Source organism: Streptomyces sp. NPDC093018 (genome assembly GCF_040684035.1).
In the GTDB taxonomy this organism is placed as follows: domain Bacteria; phylum Actinomycetota; class Actinomycetes; order Streptomycetales; family Streptomycetaceae; genus Streptomyces; species Streptomyces murinus.
Genome location: NZ_JBFBFF010000003.1, coordinates 584484 through 600371, shown reverse-complemented (window position 1 = coordinate 600371; position 15888 = coordinate 584484). Strand labels below are relative to the sequence as shown.

General features: G+C 71.6%; 16 protein-coding genes and 1 pseudogene. 11 read left to right on the top strand and 6 right to left on the bottom strand.

Features of this window, described 5'->3' with window-relative positions; translation table 11 throughout:
- Window positions 1-17: 17 nt before the first annotated feature.
- Together AB0N90_RS10070 and thpD are read left to right on the top strand one after the other, a co-directional pair.
- Complete coding sequence (locus tag AB0N90_RS10070; protein ID WP_070025367.1) at window positions 18-422, top strand: ectoine synthase; 405 nt, start codon at window positions 18-20, stop codon at window positions 420-422.
- Between the two features lie 6 nt (window positions 423-428).
- Complete coding sequence (gene thpD / locus AB0N90_RS10065; protein ID WP_365194576.1) at window positions 429-1322, top strand: ectoine hydroxylase; 894 nt, start codon at window positions 429-431, stop codon at window positions 1320-1322.
- A gap of 74 nt (window positions 1323-1396) precedes the next feature.
- Here thpD and AB0N90_RS10060 read toward each other — a convergent pair whose 3' ends face one another.
- From AB0N90_RS10060 to AB0N90_RS10050, 3 genes are all read right to left on the bottom strand, one after another.
- Window positions 1397-2449 carry an aminotransferase class V-fold PLP-dependent enzyme gene (locus tag AB0N90_RS10060; protein ID WP_365194573.1) on the bottom strand — a complete coding sequence of 351 codons (1053 nt, stop codon included), beginning with the start codon at window positions 2447-2449 and terminating at the stop codon, window positions 1397-1399.
- Window positions 2450-2559: 110 nt separating this feature from the next.
- On the bottom strand, window positions 2560-3279 hold the full coding sequence (locus AB0N90_RS10055; protein ID WP_365194571.1) for a DsbA family oxidoreductase: 720 nt from the start codon (window positions 3277-3279) through the stop codon (window positions 2560-2562).
- Window positions 3280-3354: 75 nt separating this feature from the next.
- Window positions 3355-3876 carry a GNAT family N-acetyltransferase gene (locus tag AB0N90_RS10050; RefSeq protein ID WP_365194569.1) on the bottom strand — a complete coding sequence of 174 codons (522 nt, stop codon included), beginning with the start codon at window positions 3874-3876 and terminating at the stop codon, window positions 3355-3357.
- Between the two features lie 82 nt (window positions 3877-3958).
- On the opposite strand from AB0N90_RS10050, the gene AB0N90_RS10045 reads away from it, so the two are divergent.
- The 3 genes from AB0N90_RS10045 to AB0N90_RS10035 all read left to right on the top strand — a co-directional run bounded on the left by AB0N90_RS10045 (window position 3959) and on the right by AB0N90_RS10035 (window position 6817).
- Window positions 3959-4729 carry an IclR family transcriptional regulator gene (locus AB0N90_RS10045; RefSeq protein WP_365194566.1) on the top strand — a complete coding sequence of 257 codons (771 nt, stop codon included), beginning with the start codon at window positions 3959-3961 and terminating at the stop codon, window positions 4727-4729.
- Window positions 4730-4773: 44 nt separating this feature from the next.
- Entirely contained in the window at window positions 4774-5244 is a 471-nt protein-coding gene (locus AB0N90_RS10040) for a GNAT family N-acetyltransferase (protein ID WP_365194563.1), read from the top strand.
- Between the two features lie 115 nt (window positions 5245-5359).
- Complete coding sequence (locus AB0N90_RS10035) at window positions 5360-6817, top strand: penicillin-binding transpeptidase domain-containing protein (protein WP_365194561.1); 1458 nt, start codon at window positions 5360-5362, stop codon at window positions 6815-6817.
- A 129-nt stretch (window positions 6818-6946) separates the two neighbouring features.
- Here the strand turns inward: AB0N90_RS10035 and AB0N90_RS10030 are convergent, their stop codons facing one another.
- Both AB0N90_RS10030 and AB0N90_RS10025 read right to left on the bottom strand, forming a co-directional pair.
- Window positions 6947-7744 (bottom strand): HAD family acid phosphatase, encoded by a 798-nt coding sequence (locus AB0N90_RS10030; protein WP_365194558.1) that lies wholly within the window; start codon window positions 7742-7744, stop codon window positions 6947-6949.
- Between the two features lie 225 nt (window positions 7745-7969).
- A pseudogene (locus tag AB0N90_RS10025) lies at window positions 7970-8071 on the bottom strand (TIGR03086 family protein); the annotation flags it as partial.
- A 59-nt stretch (window positions 8072-8130) separates the two neighbouring features.
- Between AB0N90_RS10025 and AB0N90_RS10020 the strand changes: the two are divergent.
- Window positions 8131-9366: an MFS transporter gene (locus AB0N90_RS10020; protein ID WP_365194555.1), complete on the top strand. Its 1236-nt coding sequence runs from the start codon at window positions 8131-8133 to the stop codon at window positions 9364-9366.
- Here the strand turns inward: AB0N90_RS10020 and AB0N90_RS10015 are convergent.
- Entirely contained in the window at window positions 9303-10466 is a 1164-nt protein-coding gene (locus tag AB0N90_RS10015) for a hypothetical protein (protein WP_365194552.1), read from the bottom strand. The two genes, AB0N90_RS10020 and AB0N90_RS10015, sit on opposite strands and share 64 nt — an antisense overlap.
- 394 nt (window positions 10467-10860) lie before the next feature.
- Between AB0N90_RS10015 and AB0N90_RS10010 the strand changes: the two genes are divergently transcribed.
- The 5 genes from AB0N90_RS10010 (at window position 10861) to AB0N90_RS09990 (ending at window position 15820) form a co-directional block, all read left to right on the top strand.
- Window positions 10861-11628: a DeoR/GlpR family DNA-binding transcription regulator gene (locus AB0N90_RS10010; protein ID WP_365194549.1), complete on the top strand. Its 768-nt coding sequence runs from the start codon at window positions 10861-10863 to the stop codon at window positions 11626-11628.
- 79 nt (window positions 11629-11707) lie between these two features.
- Window positions 11708-13078 carry a sugar ABC transporter substrate-binding protein gene (locus AB0N90_RS10005; protein WP_361670602.1) on the top strand — a complete coding sequence of 457 codons (1371 nt, stop codon included), beginning with the start codon at window positions 11708-11710 and terminating at the stop codon, window positions 13076-13078.
- On the top strand, window positions 13075-14013 hold the full coding sequence (locus tag AB0N90_RS10000; RefSeq protein ID WP_365194546.1) for a sugar ABC transporter permease: 939 nt from the start codon (window positions 13075-13077) through the stop codon (window positions 14011-14013). The genes AB0N90_RS10005 and AB0N90_RS10000 overlap by 4 nt, the downstream gene beginning before the upstream one ends.
- Window positions 14010-14834 (top strand): carbohydrate ABC transporter permease, encoded by an 825-nt coding sequence (locus AB0N90_RS09995; protein ID WP_037656693.1) that lies wholly within the window; start codon window positions 14010-14012, stop codon window positions 14832-14834. The genes AB0N90_RS10000 and AB0N90_RS09995 overlap by 4 nt, the downstream gene beginning before the upstream one ends.
- A complete protein-coding gene (locus AB0N90_RS09990; protein ID WP_365194544.1) occupies window positions 14831-15820 on the top strand; it encodes a zinc-dependent alcohol dehydrogenase family protein in 990 nt (329 codons plus the stop codon). The genes AB0N90_RS09995 and AB0N90_RS09990 overlap by 4 nt, the downstream gene beginning before the upstream one ends.
- Window positions 15821-15888 lie beyond the last annotated feature (68 nt).

Genomic DNA, 15888 nt, shown 5'->3' with positions numbered 1-15888 from the left:
CAGGAGGAAGCACCACCGTGATCGTCCGATCGTTCAAGGACATCGAAGGCACCGACCGGCACATCAAGTCGAAGTCGGGCACCTGGGAGAGCAAGCGCATCGTCCTGGCCAAGGAGCGGGTCGGCTTCTCCGTGCACGAGACCATCCTGTACGCGGGGACCGAGACGCAGATGTGGTACGCCAACCACATCGAGGCCGTCGTCTGCACCAAGGGCGAGGCCGAACTGACCGACCGTGAGACCGGGAAGACGTACACCATCACGCCCGGCACCATGTACCTCCTGGACGGGCACGAGCGGCACACGCTGCGGGTCAAGGAGGACTTCCACTGCATCTGCGTGTTCAACCCGCCCGTCACCGGACGGGAGGACCACGACGAGAACGGCGTCTACCCGCTGCTCACCGAGCCCGAGGAGGTGTGAGGAATCATGACCACCGCCACCGTGCAGGACCTCTACCCGACCCGTGGTGCCACCGAGGTGACCGTCCCCCGCCAGGATCCGGTCGTCTGGGGTTCGCCCGGCACGCCGGGGCCGATCGCGGCGGGCGACCTCCAGGCGTTCGAGCGTGACGGCTTCCTCCCCGTCGACCAGCTGATCGGCTCCGACGAGGTCGAGATCTACCGGCAGGAGCTGGACCGGCTGGTCACCGACCCGGCGATCCGCTTCGACGAGCGCTCCATCGTGGAGCCGAAGTCGCAGGAGATCCGCTCGGTCTTCGAGGTGCACCGGATCAGCGAGGTGTTCGCGGCGCTGGTGCGCGACGAGCGCGTGGTCGGCCGGGCCCGCCAGATCCTCGGCTCGGACGTGTACGTCCACCAGTCGCGGATCAACGTCAAGCCGGGCTTCGGCGCGAGCGGCTTCTACTGGCACTCGGACTTCGAGACCTGGCACGCCGAGGACGGGCTGCCGAACATGCGCACGGTGTCCGTCTCGATCGCGCTGACCGAGAACCACGACACCAACGGCGGCCTGATGATCATGCCGGGCTCGCACCGGACGTTCCTGGGCTGCGCGGGCGAGACGCCCAAGGACAACTACAAGAAGTCGCTCCAGATGCAGGACGCGGGCACCCCCTCAAACGCGGCGCTGACCGAGCTGGCGGGCGAGCACGGCATCAAGCTGTTCACCGGCAGGCCGGGCTCGGCCACCTGGTTCGACTGCAACTGCATGCACGGCTCCGGGGACAACATCACCCCGTTCCCGCGCAGCAACGTCTTCATCGTGTTCAACAGCGTGGAGAACACGGCGGTGGAGCCGTTCGCCGCGCCGGTGCGCCGACCGGAGTTCATCGGCGCGCGCGACTTCACCCCGGTGAGGTAGGCGCCTTCGAGCACCGGGCCGGGGCCTCCACGTGTGGGACGGGAGGCCCCGGCCCGGTCATGTCCCGACGGGGGCTAACCGGCCAGCGCGTCGAGCAGCCGGTCCACGTCCGCCGCCGTGTTGTAGAGGTGGAAGGATGCGCGCAGACTGCCCGCCCGGTCGGACACCTGGATGCCGGCGCGGCCCAACTCGGCCTGCTTGGCGCCGAGTCCGGGCACGGAGACGATCGCCGAACCGGGCGCGGGCAGCGGCTCGTGCCCCAGCCGGGCGAGCCCCTGTGTGAAGCGGTCGGCGAGCGCCAGGTCGTGCGCGTGCACGGCGGCCACGCCCAGCTCCTCGATCAGGGTGAGCGAGGAGTGGACCCCGCTGTAGGTGAACAGGCCGGGGCTGACGTCGAACCGGCGGGCGGAGCGGGCGAGTTCGGCGACCGGGCCGTAGCAGCTGTCCCACGGGTTCTCGGCCGCGACCCAGCCCGCGAGCAGCGGGGTCAGCCCGCCCATGTCCTCGGGGACGACGAGGAAGGCGGCGCCGTGCGGGCCGAGCAGCCACTTGAAGGTGGTGGCGACGGTGTAGTCGTAGCCGTCCGCGTCGATCGGCAGCCAGCCGGCGGCCTGGGAGAAGTCGACGTAGGTGCGCGCGCCATGGGTGCGGGCCGCCGCGCGCAGGGCGGGCAGATCGGCGACCCGGCCGTCGGCGGACTGCGCGGCGCTGACCGCGACCAGCGCGGTGCCGGGGCGCACCGACTCGGCGAGCCGCTCCAGCGGTACGGCGCGCACCTTGAGGTCGCCGCGCACATGGAAGGGGTTCACCACGGAGGTGAAGTCGTCCTCGGCGGTGAGGACTTCGGCGCCCGGGGGCAGGGCGGCCGCGATCAGACCGGTCTGCGCGGCGACCGAGGGACCGGCCGCCACCCGGCTCGCCGGGACCCCGGCGAGCCGGGCGAAGGCGGCGCGGGCCCGCTCGACGTCCTCGAACAGCGGGTCGAGCGGCCGGCCCTCGGCCCGGATCGCCATCGCCTCCTGGAGCGCGGTGAGGGTGCGGGCCGGGAGCAGGCCGCTGCTCGCGGTGTTCAGATAGGTGTTCTTCGGGCGGAACTCGGCGCGGACGAGGCTCTCGAAGGTCTCCATGAGCCCACTGTGCGGGTCGGCGAGGCCCCCGTCCATTGCGCGTTTCCATGGGGACGCGCCAAGGGTTTCTTATACGACCGCGCCGGGCCGGGGGTTTCCGCCCCGCGCGGTCAGCCCCTCGGCGGCACCGCGCAGCCGTCCGGGCCGCAGGCCTCGGCGTCGCCCCGGTCGACCAGCTTCAGCGGGGCGCGCTCGCCCCATGCCTGGCCGAGCGCCTGGCTGAAGACCTCGGCGGGCTGGGCGCCGGAGACGCCGTACTTGCGGTCGAGCACGAAGAAGGGGACGCCGTTCGCGCCGAGCTCGGCGGCCTCGCGCTCGTCCTCGCGCACCGCGTCGGCGTACGCCTCCGGGTCGGCGAGCACCGCGCGCACCTCGGCCGCGTCGAGTCCGGCGCCGGTGGCCAGCTCGACCAGCCGCTCGTCGCCCTCGGCGAAGACGGACCGCTCCTCGGCGAAGTTGGCCCGGTACAGGGCCTGGATCAGCTCGTCCTGCCGGCCGCGCTCCTTGGCCAGGTGCAGCAGGCGGTGCAGGTCGAAGGTGTTGCCGTGGTCGCGGCCCCGGGTGCGGTAGTCCAGGCCCTCGGCGGCGGCCTGGGCGCCCAGGTTGTCCTCCCCGGCCTCGGCCTGCGCCTCGCTCATGCCGTACTTCCTGGTCAGCATGGTGAGCACGGACTCGACATCGCCCTTGGCGCGGCCGGGGTCCAGCTCGAAGGAGCGGTGCACCACCTCCACGTCCTCGCGGTGCGGGAAGGCGGCGAGCGCCTTCTCGAAGCGGGCCTTGCCCACATAGCACCAGGGGCAGGCGATGTCGCTCCAGATCTCGACGCGCATGTCTTCGGCTCTTTCCAGGTCGTACGGGTGCGGAGACGATCTCCGCCGAGTACGTGAACGTTCAAATGCCCCGGATCATTCCCCCGGCTCCTCCGGCTCCTCCGGCGGTACGGCGTACCGCAGGTACAGATGGTGGTCCCCCGCCGCGGGCGGGTTCTCCGGGTCCGGCACCCAGCCCTGCCGGGCGTAGAAGCCCTGGGCGCGCACGTTGTCCACATGCACGTCGAGCACGGCCGTGCGCCGCCCGGCCGCCCGCCACTCCCCCACGCAGGCCGCGTGCAGGGCCGTACCGATACCGCCCCGCCAGCGGTCCGGGTCGACATGGAACTGGAACAGCTTGACGGTGTCCGCGCCGGCTCCCTCCGGGGGCCGGAAGGAGGCGATCCCGACCAGCCGGCCCGCCCGGACGGCGCACAGCACCCGCCCGTCGGACCGCTCGATGGAGCCCCGCCACGCCTCGGTCCAGTCGAACTCCTGCTGCGGGACACCGTCCGGGTAGTACGTCGAGCGCGCGCGCAGATGCAGTGCGGCGATGGTCTCGGCCTCGGCGGGCAGCGCGGCGCGGATCTCCAGGGTGCTTCCGGGTTCACTGATCATGGGTCGGAGGACGTCGTGCCCGTGCCGCCGGTTCCCGGCGTTCCTTAGACTGAACGCCGTCGAAACGAAGGGATCGAGGGCGATGACGGCAGGCGACGCGGGCGGGGCGCAGGTCAAGTCCGCGGTACGGACGGTCGAACTGCTGGAGTGCTTCGCCGGCCGTCCCGGCATGCACTCCCTCGCGGCCGTGCAGGAGGCCGTCGGCTACCCCAAGTCCAGTCTGTACATGTTGCTGCGCACCCTCGTGGAGCTGGGCTGGGTGGAGACGGACGCGACGGGCACCCGGTACGGCATCGGGGTGCGGGCGCTGCTGGTGGGCACGTCGTACATCGACGGCGACGAGGTGGTGGCCGCCGCCCGTCCGGCGCTGGACCGGCTCGCCGACGACACCACCGAGACCATCCATCTGGCCCGGCTCGACGGCACCAGCGTGATCTACCTCGCCACCCGCCAGTCCCAGCACTATCTGCGCCCCTTCACCCGGGTCGGGCGCCGCCTGCCGGCCCACTCCACCTCCCTCGGCAAGGCGATCCTCGCCACGTACACCGACGACGAGGTACGGGCGCTGCTGCCGCCGGAGCTGCCCGCGCTCACCGAGCACACCCTCACCGACCGGGAGCGGCTGATCGAGGAGCTGCGCCGGGTGCGGGAGCGGGGCTTCGCGGTCGATGGCGAGGAGAACACGGTGGGGCTGCGCTGCTTCGGCGTGGCACTGCCGTACCGCACCCCGGCCCGCGACGCGGTCAGCTGCTCGGTGCCGGTGGCCCGGCTGACCCCCGCCCATGAACAGACGATCAAGGACGCGCTGTTCGAGGCCCGCGACCGGCTGACCCTGGCGACACGCAGGCTCTGAGCGCGGCTCGTCGTGGCGGTCGTATCGCCGTAGTCTCGGGCCCCATGGAGATCACGCTGCGGACCGTCCGCGACGAGGATCTGCCGTTGTTCTTCCGGCAGATGACCGACCCGGTGGCCCTGCGGATGGCCGCGTTCGGCCCCCAGGACCCGACCGACCGGGACGCGTTCGAGGCCCGTCTCAAACGGATCCGCGGCTCTGGTGACGTGCTGCGCACGGTGCTGGCCGACGGGCGGGTGGCCGGCAGCGCGGCGGTCTACGGGGCGCCCGGCGAGCGCGAGGTGACGTACTGGATCGACCGCGCCCACTGGGGCCGGGGCGTGGCGACGGCCGCGCTGCGCGCCCTGCTCGCCGAGGTCCCCGAGCGGCCGCTCTATGCGCGGGCGGCGGCCGACAACGCCGCCTCGCTGCGGGTCCTGGCCAAGTGCGGCTTCCGCGAGTCCGTCCGGGCCCGGGACTTCGCCAACGGCCGGGGCGAGGAGATCGAGGAGGTCGTGCTCGTCCTGGACGCCTGAGCGACGCATGAGCAGGGGATGAACGGGGGCGCTCGGGATGAACAGGACATGAGAAATCCCGGCGCGCGGGAACGTTCGTGCCCTTCCCGAACGTCTTCCGTGCGGGATGAACGGGATGAACAAGACGATCAGGCGAGCGTCCGTCTTCTCACTGCTGCTCGTGATCGCCCTGCTGGTGAGGGCGACCTGGGTGCAGTTCTACGACGGACAGGCCCTCGCGGACGACACGAACAACCGGCGGAACGCGATCGCGACCTACTCGCGGCCGCTCGGGAACATCATCGTGGCCGGAAACGCCATCACCGGCTCGGCCCGGACCAAGGGAGGCGATCTCGCCTACAAGCGCACCTACAAGGACGGCAAGCTGTACGCGGCGGTGACCGGCTACGCCTCGCAGGCGTACGCGCCCACCCAGCTGGAGGGCATCTACACGGATCTGCTCAACGGCACGGACCCGGGCCTGAACACGATCATGGACACCCTCACCGGTGAGCGGGCCGACCCCGGCGACGTCGTCACCACCATCGACCCGGCGGTGCAGAAGGCCGCCTATGACGCGCTCGGCGACAAGAAGGGCGGGGCCGTCGCCATCGACCCGAAGACCGGCCGCATCCTGGCCGCGGTGTCGACCCCGTCGTACGACCCCTCGCAGCTCACCGACGCCAACACGGCGGGCGGCGCCTGGAAGCGGCTCAACGCGGACCCGGACAAGCCGCTGAACAACCGGGCGCTGCGCCAGCCGCTGCCGCCCGGCTCCACGTTCAAGCTGGTCGTGGCCTCGGCCGCGCTGGAGAGCGGGCTGTACGAGAACGTCGACCAGCACACCGACAGCCCCGATCCGTACCGGCTGCCGGGCACGGTGCGGGACCTGGCCAACGAGAACCCCTCGGCGCCGTGCCGCAACGCCCCGATCCGGGTGGCACTCCAGTACTCCTGCAACAACGTCTTCGCCAAGATGGCCGTCGACCTCGGCCAGGACAAGGTGCGGGCCATGGCGGAGAAGTACGGCTTCAACGACGACCGCCAGGACGTGCCGGTGCGCGCCTACCCCAGCGTCTACCCGAAGGACATGGACAAGTCCTCGACCGCGCTGACCGGCATCGGCCAGTACGACGTCACCGCGACCCCGCTCCAGATGGCGATGGTGTCCGCGGCGATCGCCAACGGCGGTGAGCTGCCCTCGCCGCACATGGTCTCCCGGACCGTGGACAGCGGCGGTGACGTGGTGCACGACTACGACGCCGACACCGGCTCCAAGCGGATCATCAGCGCCCGGACCGCGGCCCAGCTCCAGTCCGCCATGGAGACCGTGGTCAAGGACGGCACCGGCACCAACGCGCTGATCGACGGCGCGACCGTCGGCGGCAAGACCGGTACCGCGCAGCACGGCGAGAACAACAGCAAGACGCCGTACGCCTGGTTCACCTCGTTCGGCAAGTCCGACAGCAACGGCAAGGAGGTGGCCGTCGCGGTGATGGTCGAGCAGTCGGACGCGGCGCGCTCGGAGGTCAGCGGCAACGGGCTGGCGGCGCCGGTGGCGCGGGCCATGATGGCGGCGGCGCTGAAGAAGTGACATAGGCGCACCGGCAGCAGGCGGCGAGACCACCGCGCCCCCGCCACGGCGCCGTCCATGCGGCGGCCGGTGGCGGGGGCGCGGGCGTCAGAGGGCCCCACCGGGCCTCGGACAGAGGTTTGGGAGGCCTCAGCCGACGAAGTACGTCGGGTTCGGCAGCTTGTACGTACGGCCGGAGTAGCCGCCGTCCAGGTCCGAGTACTGGTCGCCGAAGTCGGCGACGATCTTGTAGCCGAGGTCCTTCTCGATGTGCTTGCGGGTACCGGCCTTGTACTGGACGGTCGTGCAGGTCCAGGTGCCCGGGGTGGCGCAGTCCTTCAGGTAGGCCGGCGGGTTGGCCGAGTCCTTGAGGAACATGTGGGCGGCGTCCAGGTTGACGTCGGCACCGACCCTCTTCAGGTTGGTGACCGCGGCACCGCGCTGCGCCTCGGTGAGACCCGAGTTGTAGAAGACCGCGACGCCCTTGGACTGGGCGTAGCGGATCAGCTCGGGGCTGCCGAAGACGGCGGGACGGTTGGCCTGGTTGACGTAGTCGTTCCAGGTGGCCGAGCTGTAGCCGTAGTTGTTGCGCTTCTCGTAGTCGAGGCTCAGCAGCACCGTGTCGTCGATGTCGAACATGACGGCGGGCTTCTGGTGGTGCGCGCGCGAGGTACGGGCGGCCCGGTCGATGTACTTCTTGGCGTCCGCGTCGATCCGCGCCAGGTCCTTGGCGTACGGGCTGGTCGGCGACGCCTGGTAGACGCCGTTGCTGTCGGCGGTGGTGCCGTAGTAGGTGTCGATGTCCTTCGTCAGGAGCCCGATGTTGTAGGGCTCGTGGGTGGAGTTGGCCGTCGACTGACCGGCGGTGGCCGCGCCCGCGCCGTACAGGGCGGCACCGGCGACGACGCAGGCGGCGCCGGCGGCGGCCGCTCTGAGGGACTTCCGCATGGATTCTCCGGATCTGGTGGCTAGAGTGAGTGACCAGGTCACGGATTGTCTACGCGCATAACAAGCGGTACCGCGAGGGCTGTTACCCGATCGATACGGACGTCTTTTTCCGGCCATGTCCGAGCGACGCACCGGAACTCTGTGTTCCGGTGCGGGAATTCGGGCATCAAGGGAGGTTCCCTCAGGGCGCCGCCAGGGGGGGGTGGGACACCCGGTCCCGGCCTCTCACCCGGCCGGCCGCCACCCCGGGTCACGGCCGCTCAGGCCGAGCGCGCGGTCCAGCGGGGACGCGCCCTCGGGGGTCGGTACGAGTGGGCCGAAGACGCCGCCGAACAGGGAATCCGACCGATCCGCACGGGCCCTCCTCAGAGCCACCATGGTTCGGCATGACGACCTCTTCGACCGTGCTCCGGGTGCTGCGCGACCGCGATGCGCGCCGGTATCTGACCGGCCTCGTGGTGAACGCCTTCGGCAGTTCCGCGCTGTGGCTGGCGTCCGGCATCTGGGTGAAGGACCTCACCGGGTCCGACAGCCTGGCCGGTCTGTGCCTGCTCGCCCTGTGGGCGCCCACCCTGGCGGGCCCGGCCCTCGGCACCCTCGCCGACCGGGTCCGCCGCAAACCCCTGATCATCACCGTGAACCTGGCCCTGGCCGCGCTGCTCCTCACTCTCTTCACCGTCGACTCCCCGGCCCGGCTGTGGCTGCTGTTCGCCGTCCTGTTCCTGTACGGCACCGCCGACGCGGTCACCGGCGCGGCGGAGTCGGCACTGGTCGCCGCGGTCGTCCCGGCCGACCTCCGCGGTGACTTCAACGGGCTGCGGATGACGATCACCGAGGGCATGAAGCTCGTCGCGCCGCTCACCGGCGCCGGGCTGTACGCGGCCTTCGGCGGCCCGGCCGTCGCCGCTCTGGACGCGGCCAGTTTCGCCGCCACGGCCGGACTGTGCGCCCTGCTGCGCGTGCGCGAGGAGCGTCCGGCGCCCCAGGACGGCGGTGACTGGCGCCGCCGTACCGCCGAGGGCGTCCGGTACCTGTGGCGCCATGACGGCCTGCGCCCGCTGGTCCGGGCGGGCGGTACGACGCTGCTGCTCACCTCCCTCGCCAGTGCCGCGCTGTACGCCGTGATCGACCGCCTCGGCCACTCCCCCTCCTACGCGGGCGTGCTGTACGCCGTCCAGGGCGCGGGCTCGGTGACGGTCGGGCTGCTCACCGGCCCCGCGCTGCGCCGGCTGGGCGCCCGGCGGTTCGCGGCGGCGGGCACAGCCCTGACCGGACTCGCGGTGATGGCGCGGGCCGTCCCGTCCGACCCGGTGGCGCTCGCGTCCTCGCTGGCGTCCGGTCTCGGTCTGCCCTGTGTGCTGACGGCCGCGCTCACCGCCGTGCAGCGGGAGACCCCGGACGCGCTGCTCGGCCGGGTCTCGGCCACCGCGAGCACGCTGATGTTCACGCCGAACGTCATCGGGCTCGCGGCGGGCGCCGCTCTGGTCCAACTGGCGGGTCCCGGGCTGCTGCTGCCCTGCTACGGCCTCGCGATGGTGGTGACCGCGGTCCCGCTGGTTCAGCGCGCCGCCAGCGCCTCGCGCACCGCCGCGAGATCGCCGTCCGATGCCAACCCGGCGTGATACAGCCGCAGTTCGGTCGCGCCGGCCGCCCGGGCGCGGGCCGCGTCCGCCGCGAGGGTGCCGGGGCTGCCGCCCATCCCGGAGACGACGGTGAAGTTGGCGGCCAGCACGGTCCGTTCATCCGCGTGCGCGGCGAAGGGTGCCAGCAGGGCCGTGCCCGCGGTGCAGGGGACCACGACGCCGTCGGCCACGGAGAGGATGTGGGCCGGGTCGACGCCCGCGTTCGCGCCGCAGTGCTCGGGGACGGGGTCGGCGTGCAGCAGGATCTGGAACCCGGCGGGCGCGGCGGCGCGTACGGCGGCCACCGCCTCCTCCTGGAGGCTCCGGGCGGTCCTGTCCCGCCAGGCCCGGACGGCGGCGGCCCGGTGCTCGCCGAGCAGTTCCGGCACCGTCGGCAGGCCGCCGTCGACCGCCGCACCTCGCCACAGCGGCTCCAGGGCGGCCCGCACGGCGGCGGCCAACTCCCCGGCCGCCACGCCCTGTTCGCCGTAGCCCGCACGACAGGAGGGACAGAAGCACAGGGACATCAGGTACTCCCCGGCCTCGCCCAGGGGCACACCGGAGATCTTGTCGTGGGCGTGCAGATGCGGCAGTCCGTACCAGCCGAGGGACTCCAGCTCGGTGCCCTGGGCGCCGGGGCGTACGGCGGCCTCGGCGGCGAGGTCGACGAGGTAGGCGCGGGTGGCCTCCTGGGCGATGCAGGGCGCCCAGGGGTAGCGGTCGCCGTAGGCGTTGACGACGGAGGTGTCCGGATGTTCCGCGCCCAGGCGGGAGTTGTGCGCGAGGACCACCCAGGTGTGCACCGCGAGACCGGCGCCGGCGAGCGCCCGGGCCGCCTCGCCGTGGGCGTCGCCGGGGGCCCAGCGTCCCGCGGGGTACGGGCGCGGGGTGCGGCCCCTCCAGTGCTCGCCCGGCGGATAGAGGACGGCCGCGTGTTCGGCGGTGACGATGCGGTGGCGGGGATGGCGCGGGGTCAGGGCGCGGGTGGAGTGGTAGGCGGCGGCGAGGGTCACCTGCTCGACGCCGAGCCCGGCGATGCGGGCGGGGGCGTCGGGGTCCCCGTTGACGTCCCAGGGGTAGACGAACGCGGCGGCCTTCACGCGGACTCCTCGACGTACATTCCTCTGACCATCGTCCATATTCATGAACGGGCTCACGCTAAGGGGGCCGTGCGAGGCGGTCAACATCGGACGCCTCGCGAGCCGTGCCGGGCCACACCACGCCGCTTTGCGCCACACCGGACCCCACCGCGCCGCCCGGAAACGGGCGGACGGGCGCCGAACGGGCCTCTCCGGCCCCGCATCCGGGCATGCGGGCCGCCCGTTTCCCCACCGGCCCGCGCCGCCACGCAGGTCCGCTGCGGGCAGCGCGCCCGGCAAACGGGCTCAAGCGGGCAGCATCGGGCGGGCAACAAGCCTGGTCAGGGCGGCGGACCGGCGGTACAACTTCCCCCATGGGCCCGAACGGGCAGTTCCGCGGGAGGAGGGTGAGGAGATGACCGGAACGGCGGAGGAACGCCGGCGCGAGATCGTGCGGGCCGCGCGCGCCACCGGCGCGGTCGATGTCACCGCGCTCGCCGCCTCACTGGGCGTGGCCAAGGAGACCGTCCGGCGTGATCTGCGCGCTCTGGAGGACCACGGGCTGATCCGCCGCACCCATGGCGGGGCCTACCCGGTGGAGAGCGCCGGGTTCGAGACCACGCTGGCCTTCCGGGCCACCAGCCAGGTGCCCGAGAAGCGCCGGATCGCCGCCGCAGCGGCCGAATTGCTGGGCGACGCCGAGACCGTCTTCGTCGACGAGGGCTTCACCCCGCAGCTCATCGCCGAGGCCCTGCCGAGGGACCGGCCGCTGACCGTGGTCACCGCGTCCCTGCCGGTCGCGGGCGCCCTCGCCGGGGCGGACCACGTCCAGGTGCTGCTCCTCGGCGGCCGGGTACGGGCCGGCACGCTGGCCACCGTCGACCACTGGACGACCACGATGCTGTCCGGCTTCGTCCTCGACCTCGCCTATGTCGGCGCCAACGGCATCTCCCGCGAACACGGCCTGACCACGCCCGATCCGGCGGTCGGCGAGGTCAAGGCGCAGGCGATGCGGGCGGCACGGCGCACCGTGTTCGCGGGCGTGCACACCAAGTTCGGCGCGGCGAGCTTCTGCCGGTTCGCGGACGTCGGCGCACTGGAGGCGATCGTGACCAGCACCCTGCTCCCGGCGGCCGAGGCCCATCGCTACGCCCTGCTGGGCCCGCAGGTCATCCGGGTCTGAGATGCCCGTTTCCCGTCCCCCGTGGGCGCTCCCCACCCACTGAACACCCCTTATATCCCCATACATCCAGGAGTGATCCATGCGCACCCCGAGCCGACGGAGGCCACGAGCCCTGCTCGTCCTGGCCGCCGCAGGGACGCTGCTCACCCCCCTGCTGTCCGGCTGCTGGGTCGGGGCGGGCGGAGCCGGATCCGGCGGCGACTCGATCAACGTACTGATGGTCAACAACCCCCAGATGGTGGAGCTCCAGAAGCTCACCGCCACGCATTTCACCAAGGAGACCGGCATCAAGGTGAACTTCACCGTGCTGCCGGAGAACGACGTCCGCGACAAGATCAGCCAGGACTTCGCCAACCAGGCGGGCCAGTACGACGTCGCCACCCTCTCCAACTACGAGATCCCGATCTACGCCCGCAACGGCTGGCTGCGCCCGATGGACGGCTACGTCGCGAAGGACCCGTCGTACGACGAGAAGGACGTACTGGCTCCGATGCGCGCGTCCCTCACCGGCGACGACGGCAAGCTCTACGGGCAGCCCTTCTACGGCGAGTCGTCCTTCCTGATGTACCGCAAGGACGTGTTCGCGGCGAAGGGCCTGACCATGCCCGCCCACCCCACCTGGCAGCAGGTGGCCGACCTCGCCGCGAAGGTGGACGGCGCGCGGCCCGGCATGCGGGGCATCTGCCTGCGCGGGCTGCCCGGCTGGGGCGAGATGGCGGCGCCGCTGACCACGGTCGTGAACACCTTCGGCGGCACCTGGTTCGACAAGGACTGGAAGGCGCGGCTGGACTCGCCCGCTTTCGAGAAGGCGACGAAGTTCTATGTCGACCTGGTCCGCGCGCACGGCGAGTCCGGCGCCGCGCAGTCCGGGTTCGCCGAGTGCCTGAACGACATGACGCAGGGCAAGGTCGCCATGTGGTACGACGCCACCTCCGCGGCCGGCTCCCTGGAGGCGAAGGGCTCCCCGGTCAAGGGCAAGCTCGGCTACGCTCCCGCCCCCGTCGAGCGGACCGCCTCCTCCGGCTGGCTCTACACCTGGGCCTGGGGCATCCAGCACGCCTCCCACAACCCGGACAAGGCCTGGAAGTTCGTCTCCTGGGCGTCGAGCAAGGAGTACGAACAGCTGGTCGGAAAGACCAGCGGCTGGCCGAACGTCCCGGCGGGCAAGCGGGCTTCGACGTACGACAACGCCGACTACCGGCGATCCGCCGCCGCCTTCCAGGAGATGACCCGGCAGGCCATCGAGAGCAGCCGCCCCGGCGACCCCGGCGTGCAGCCCCGTCCCGCGCCCGGCATCCAGTTCGTCGACATCCCCGAGTTCACCGATCTCGGTACCAGGGTCTCCCAGGAGATCAGCGCGGCCATCGCCGGACGCCAGTCCGTCGACGCGGCCCTGAAGAAGTCCCAGCAGCTCGCCGAGAAGATCTCCAAGGAGTACGAGGGACGATGACCGCCACCACCACGGCCCCGTACCCGGCCGCCTCCGCCCGGCCACTGAAACGGCCCCCGGCCCGGCTGCGCGCCTGGGCCACCCGGGCCCCACTGCTGCCCGCCCTCGTCTTCATGATCGCGGTCACCCAACTGCCCTTCGTGGCCACGCTGGTGATCTCGTTCTTCGACTGGAACGCCCTCTACCCCAAGGCCCGCCGCTTCACCGGCCTCGCCAACTACCGCCAGGTGCTCACCGATACGGACCTGCGCCACTCGGTATGGACGACGATCCTGCTCACCGTGGCGGTGGTGCTGGCCAGCCTGGTGCTCGGGCTGCTCCTCGCCCTGCTCCTGGACCGCCGCTTCCGCGGCCGGGGCGTCGTCCGCACCCTGCTGATCGCCCCCTTCCTGGTGGTGCCGGTGGCCGCCGCGCTGCTCTGGAAGCATGTGCTCTACAACCCCGAGTACGGCCTGCTCAACGGGCTGTTGCACTACGTCGGCGGCCCGCAGCCGGACTGGATCTCGAACACCCCGCTGCTCGCGGTGGAGGCGTCCCTGGTGTGGCAGTGGACGCCGTTCATGATGCTGATCCTGCTGGCCGGGCTGCAGAGCCGTGACCGGGAGCAGATCGAGGCGGCCCGGGTCGACGGCGCGGGCGACTGGCAGATCTTCCGCCATCTCACCCTGCCCCATCTGCGCCGCTACCTCGAACTGGGCGCCCTGCTCGGCTCGATCTACATCGTGCAGAACTTCGACGCGGTGTTCACCATCACCTCCGGCGGCCTCGGCACGGCGAACCTGCCGTACACCGTCTACCAGAGCTTCTACCAGGCCCATGAGAACGGCCTCGCCTCGGCCGCCGGCGTCCTGGTCGTCATCGGCTCCCTCGTCATCGCGACCTTCGCCCTGCGCGTGGTCTCGTCCCTGTTCCGTGAGGAGGCGGCCCGCTCATGACCGCACTGCGACGTCACGGCCTGGGCCTCGTGGCCTGGCTGGCCGGCATCGTCTTCTTCCTGCCCATCGCCTGGATGGCGCTGACCTCCTTCCACTCCGAGCAGGACGCGGCGACCAACCCGCCGTCCTTCGGCGCCGCCCTCACCCTGGACGGCTACCGCGAGTTCTTCGGCGTCGGCGGCGGGGCGAGCCCCTGGCCCGCGCTGATCAACTCGGCGGTGGCATCGGTGGTCTCCACGCTCTTCGTCCTGCTGCTCGCCCTCCCCGCCGCCTACGCGCTGTCGATCCGGCCGGTGCGCAAATGGACGGACGTGCTGTTCTTCTTCCTGTCCACGAAGATGCTCCCGGCCGTCGCGGGACTGCTGCCGATCTATCTGTTCGCCAAGCACACCGGGACCCTCGACGACATCTGGCTGCTGGTCGTCCTCTACACCGCGATGAACCTGCCGATCGCGGTGTGGATGATGCAGTCCTTCCTCGCCGAGGTGCCGGTCGCGGTCATCGAGGCGGCCCGGGTGGACGGGGCCCGGCTGCCGACGATCCTCGCCCGGGTCGTCGCCCCCATCGCGCTGCCCGGCATCGCGGCGACAGCGCTGATCTGCTTCATCTTCAGCTGGAACGAGCTGCTGTTCGCCCGGGTGCTCACCGGTGTCGTCGCCGAGACCGCGCCCGTCTTCCTGACCGGCTTCATCACCAGCCAGGGCCTGTTCCTGGCCAAGGTGTGCGCCGCCTCGCTCGTCATCTCCCTGCCGGTGCTCGCCGCGGGGTTCGCCGCCCAGGACAAGCTGGTCCAGGGCCTGTCGTTGGGAGCCGTGAAATGAAGGCCGCCGTCATCGAGTCACTGGGCCGTGCCGTCGTCACCGAGGTCCCCGACCCGGCGCCGGGCCCCCGCGAGGTCGTCGTCGAGGTCGCCGCGTGCGGGCTGTGCGGCACCGATCTGCACATCCTCCAGGGCGAGTTCGCGCCCAAGCTGCCGATCGTGCCGGGCCATGAGTTCGCGGGCACGGTGGTCGCCACCGGCGCCCAGGTCACCGAGGTCACGACCGGCGACCGGGTGGCCGTGGACCCGTCCCTGTACTGCTATGAGTGCCGCTACTGCCGCAGCGGCCACAACAACCTGTGCGAACGCTGGGCCGCGATCGGCGTGACTACAGCGGGCGGGGCGGCACAGTACGCCGTCGCCCCCGTCGCCAACTGCGTCAAGCTGCCCGAGCATGTGCGCACCGAGGACGCGGCCCTGATCGAACCGCTGTCCTGCGCGGTGCGCGGCTATGACGTGCTGCGCTCCCGGCTCGGCTCCCATGTGCTGATCTACGGCTCCGGGACCATGGGCCTGATGATGCTGGAGCTGGCCAAGCGCACCGGCGCGGCGAGCGTGGACGTGGTGGACCTGAACCCGGCCCGCCTGGAGACGGCCCGGCTGCTCGGCGTCTCGGGCGCGGCGGCCGGCGCGGACGAGCTCGACCGGCCGGGCGGCTGGGACGTGGTGGTGGACGCGACGGGCAACGCGGCGGCCATCCAGGACGGTCTGGGACGGGTGGCGAAGGCGGGCACCTTCCTCCAGTTCGGCGTCGCCGACTACGCCACCCGGGTGCAGATCGACCCGTACCGCATCTACAACCAGGAGATCACCATCACCGGTTCGATGGCGGTGCTGCACAGCTATGAGCGGGCGGCGGAACTCTTCGCGAACGGCGTCCTGGACCCGGGGGTCTTCATCAGCGACCGGCTCCCGCTGGAGCGGTATCCGCAGGCGCTGGAGCAGTTCGCGGCGGGGGTGGGACGGAAGATCGTCGTCGTGCCGTAAGGGCTGGGGCGGGGGTGACGGGTGATGCCGGTGGTAAGGGAACGGTAAAGCGGTTTCGTTCGTTACCC